The sequence below is a fragment of the Oleiphilus sp. HI0123 genome, assembly GCF_001635315.1.
In genome coordinates this window covers 1-4,170 of sequence record NZ_LWGE01001500.1, presented here as the reverse complement: position 1 = coordinate 4,170, position 4,170 = coordinate 1, and the positions used below count along the sequence as shown (strand labels likewise).

Genomic DNA, 4,170 nt, shown 5'->3' with positions numbered 1-4,170 from the left:
CGTACTTCATCATTGGAGGACGCTCGTCGTGAGCCGTGTGCAACAATTACTAATGCTTTCATAATGTCCTNCTATATTAACCATTTTTTCATTGGGCTCAGTATACTACTCTGCCTACGAGTACTCTATGAGAACAACACCTCAGTCTTTTCCATAATTAACCCTGTGTCAAGACCCTTAAGGCGACCCCTGCCGCTGCCGTTCTATTCTCGACACCAAGTTTAGGAAAGATCATTTCCAAATGTTTATTCACCGTTCGAGGGCTCATCGATAGAATTTCGGCTGCTTCGCGGTTAGTTTTCCCATTCGCTATCCAAAACAAAACTTCCGCCTCTCGCTCAGTTAAATCGAGATTTGCTTTTAATAAAGCAGCTTCTGTTGGCTTGTTCCCGTCAATCAGTTTAATTAGCTGGTCGCCATTGGAATGTTTGCCTACCCTCTTCAGAGATAAAGGATATTCTAGTGCTTCTAAGTTGAGACTATCCCCGTCCTGCGGAGACCCAGCCAACCATGGAGAAAGCATTTTTGTAAACGCCTCAGAACCATCTGTCGGAGAGATATTAGCTTTGGCAAACAAAGCATAGGTTTGCGGGGTGGCCCAGCGAACAATGCCTTTTTCATCAGCCGTGAAGAGATGCTGCCCAGTGCTATCCAAGGCACTTTGCGCACTCTTGGTTAAACGCGCATTGCTCAAATGCACCTTCATACGCGCTAGCAATTCTGTCGGGTTGATGGGTTTAACCAGGTAATCAACACCACCCACTTCCAAGCCTCGAACAATATCATCAGTATCAGATAAACCCGTCATGAAAATAACGGGAATATCTGCGAGGTCTGCATTTTGCTTTAGCTGGCGACAGGTCTCAAAGCCATCCATTACGGGCATGACTGCATCGAGCAGTATTACATCGGGCCGAATGCGCTTAGCGATCGTTAGGGCTTGCTTGCCTTCCAGAGCAACCAGCACGTCCATTCCTTCCGCTTCCAAGGCATCGTTAATCATGCTCAGAGCATCGGGGGAGTCATCAACAACCAACACAATATCGGTCTGGCTTAAAGGCGTCATCATTTAATCACTTAAGGCTTGCGCAAGTTGGTCGAACTGGAAACTGTCACTCATAGCAAACAGGCTCTGCATAAATGGCTCCGGTAGTAACTTAGCTGATTCTACCTGAGCTAAAGTTTGCACGACACCCTTTCGGTAGCCCATTTCGGCGTAGGCTTTTAGCTCACGAATTAAGGGGTCGTTGGGAATAACGAAGGCGTCACTAGTTTGTGCTTCTTCAGGGTTACCATCGCGCTCTTTAGACAAGACTTTAACCGAGTCGAAATCTTCACTTTCATTTTGCGATATCCAGTGCAAGCCCAGATGCTCAGCTAGCTTATCTAACAGAGCCGCATTGTTAATCGGTTTAATCAAATAATCAGAATAGCTGGCCGTGGCAATGGAGTCGCTCGATGGCATTTGTGCATTGGCAGAGAGCATTAAAATCGGAACACTAATTCCCTCACTACGTAAATCATCAGCCAATTCGTAACCTGTTTTGCCAGGCATCGAGACATCGAGAACAAATAGATCTGGCTTGGCCGTATCTAATAGCGCCATACAAGATGGTGCATCAAAAGCCTCTAAGGTAGTAAAACCCAGTGGAATGAGTAAGTCTGACAAGAAGCCCCTTAGAACCGGGTCATCATCTACCAAACAGATAGTTCGCTGATAACCTTCGTAGCCAACTATCTTGGCCTTAACTGCTTCTTCTACCTGCTGAGTATTATTCACCCAGGGCAGCATTAAGCTCACCTTAAAACAACTGCCCTTCCCAAGTTCTGAGTCGACCTGTAACTCTCCACCCATTACTTCAGTTAAGAGCTTCACGATAGTCAAACCAAGACCTGTCCCCTGCACATTCGGTGTATGTGTATTACGCACCCTTTCAAAAGGTTCGAATATACGTGCGAGGTAGGAAGCCTCTATCCCTGGCCCGGTATCTTTGATAATGAATTCTGCCACCTGAGAACGGTACTTCACCGTAAAGTCGATTGAACCTTCTTGTGTATACTTCACAGCATTAGACAGAACATTGATCAAAACCTGGCGCAAGCGCTTTTCATCTGCCATCACCATTTTCGGCAATCGCCCTTCTATATTGAAGTTAAGCTCAATCCCTTTGTTCTTAGCCTGCATTTGAAACATACTGGCAAGCTGATCGAGCAATTCAGGTAACTGAACCTTGTTCCGAAACAAGTCCAAGCGCCCAGCCTCAATCTTTGATATATCAAGCAGGCCTTCAATCAAATCTGCCAGATGCAAGCCACTGCGATGAATGATATTCAAGCCTCGAGACTGTGCATCATCAAGGTCCTGCTTGTCAGTCAGTAATTGCGCATAGCCGAGTATCGATTGAAGCGGGGTTCGCAGCTCGTGACTGATCCCAGATAGATAGCGACTCTTGGCGTCATTCGCTTGCTCTGCATGCTCTTTGGCTTGTTGCAATTCCAGATCGGTTTTCTCATGAGCTTGGATTTCTCGCATCAGCTTACGTGTTTGCCGATTGGACTCAATTTGGGCTACCACCCGGCTCTCGTGCGCCAAGAGAAACAACCAGGAAATCACACCCGTAACGATCAAGAAAATAAAGAACAGTGTGATCAGACTTTGCTTTAGCACCTCCTGATCGGCAATCGCAGAAGGCATCATATGCTCATAAACCAAGGCCAGCATCGCGGCGTTGATCATATTCGTAATAATAAGCAGCCCAGCAAAACGCCCTAGCCTTGAATTCGTAGAACGCACTAACTTGCCTGGCATAAAGCGCCTTAAGAAATTCACCACCTGACGAGAAAGCCTAGCATGAGGTTTGCAGCTATCTAGACAACGCACATCGAGGGAACAACAGAGCGAACATATAGGCTGAGCATAAACGCCACAATAACTCATGTCCTCCACTTCAAAGTCATTGTCACAGACGCCGCAGGTAAGCGTCGGTCCAATAGACGGGTATGGTGACGGTGCAGCACCCGACGAAGCTCTGGTTTTCGCTTCCTCTATAATGGGAATAAGCTCTGGGGACTGTCGCGCTAAGTAATACTTTCCTTTGGTAATATAAGCGATCAGTGGCACAAAGATGAAACAGGCTAACAAAGAAATAAAGTGGCTAAGATTCTTACTTGTCTCGCCAAACACCCCAAGATATGCAGCTAAACCAAGAATACAGGCAGCCACCATTGAAACAGTACCAACCGGGTTAACATCATAGAGGTGACCTCGCTTAAACTCGATATAAGAGGGGCTGAGCCCAAGTGGTTTGTTAATCAATAAGTCTGCAGTAAGCGAGCCTAGCCAACTCACTGCGACAATAGCGAAAACCCCCAAAATTGCTTCGAGTGCCTCATGCACACCTAACTCCATCAGAATCAAAGCAATTGTCACATTGAAGACCAACCAAACAACCCGCCCAGGGTGGCTGTGAGTTGCCCGCGAGAAGAAGTTAGACCAAGCTATCGACCCGGCATAAGCGTTCGTTACGTTGATCTTCATCTGGCAGATAATCACCATAACCGCAGCTAAAATAAGCGACATTGACGGTGAGTTAGTCAGGTAATTAAATACACGTTCGTACATATAAGTCGGGTCGCTGGCGACCACATAAGTAGCCCCTTCTGTAATCGCAATATAAGCGATAAAGGAGCCAAAGAGCATTTTCAGCAAACCGATAAAGATCCAGCCTGGCCCTGATAAGACCAACCAAAACCACCACTTTTTCTTATTCTGTTCAGTCTTAGGAGGAAGAAAGCGTAGATAGTCTACCTGCTCACCAATCTGAGCAACCAAGGCAAAAAATACTGAAGCAGCGGCGCCGAACAATAGCCAATTGAATTCACCTGCATTACTAAGGCCCTTTGGCTGATAGTCTGTCCAAGCAGGCAAAGTATCATATTCGACAATGATCACGGTAGCGATTGCCGCGATTTGTAATAGTAACCACAGAGTTTGCGTCCCGACTTGAAAACGCGAAATAGTGGTAATCCCCCGGATCACAATAGGGATAACCGCCACAGCGCAAATGAAATACCCGATCGATAGCGGAATACCCAGCAAGGCATGTAAAGCCGATGCGAGAATAGCGGCTTCAATCGCAAAGAAGATAAAAGTAAACGAAGCATAAATAA

At 46.3% G+C, this 4,170-nt stretch carries 2 protein-coding genes; both read right to left on the bottom strand.

Annotated features, from left to right (window positions below; genetic code table 11):
• Positions 1 to 157: 157 nt before the first annotated feature.
• On the bottom strand, positions 158 to 1,066 hold the full coding sequence (locus tag A3761_RS19845) for a response regulator (RefSeq protein ID WP_369808238.1): 909 nt from the start codon (positions 1,064 to 1,066) through the stop codon (positions 158 to 160).
• A gap of 3 nt (positions 1,067 to 1,069) precedes the next feature.
• On the bottom strand, positions 1,070 to 4,170 hold a 3,101-nt coding region (locus A3761_RS19840; protein ID WP_068750748.1), incomplete at its 5' end, for an ATP-binding protein.

Coding starts and splice junctions, on each gene's coding strand:
- A3761_RS19845 (WP_369808238.1), bottom strand. CDS start 1,066: ATGACGCCTTTAAGCCAGACCGATATTGTGTTGGTTGTTGATGACTCC.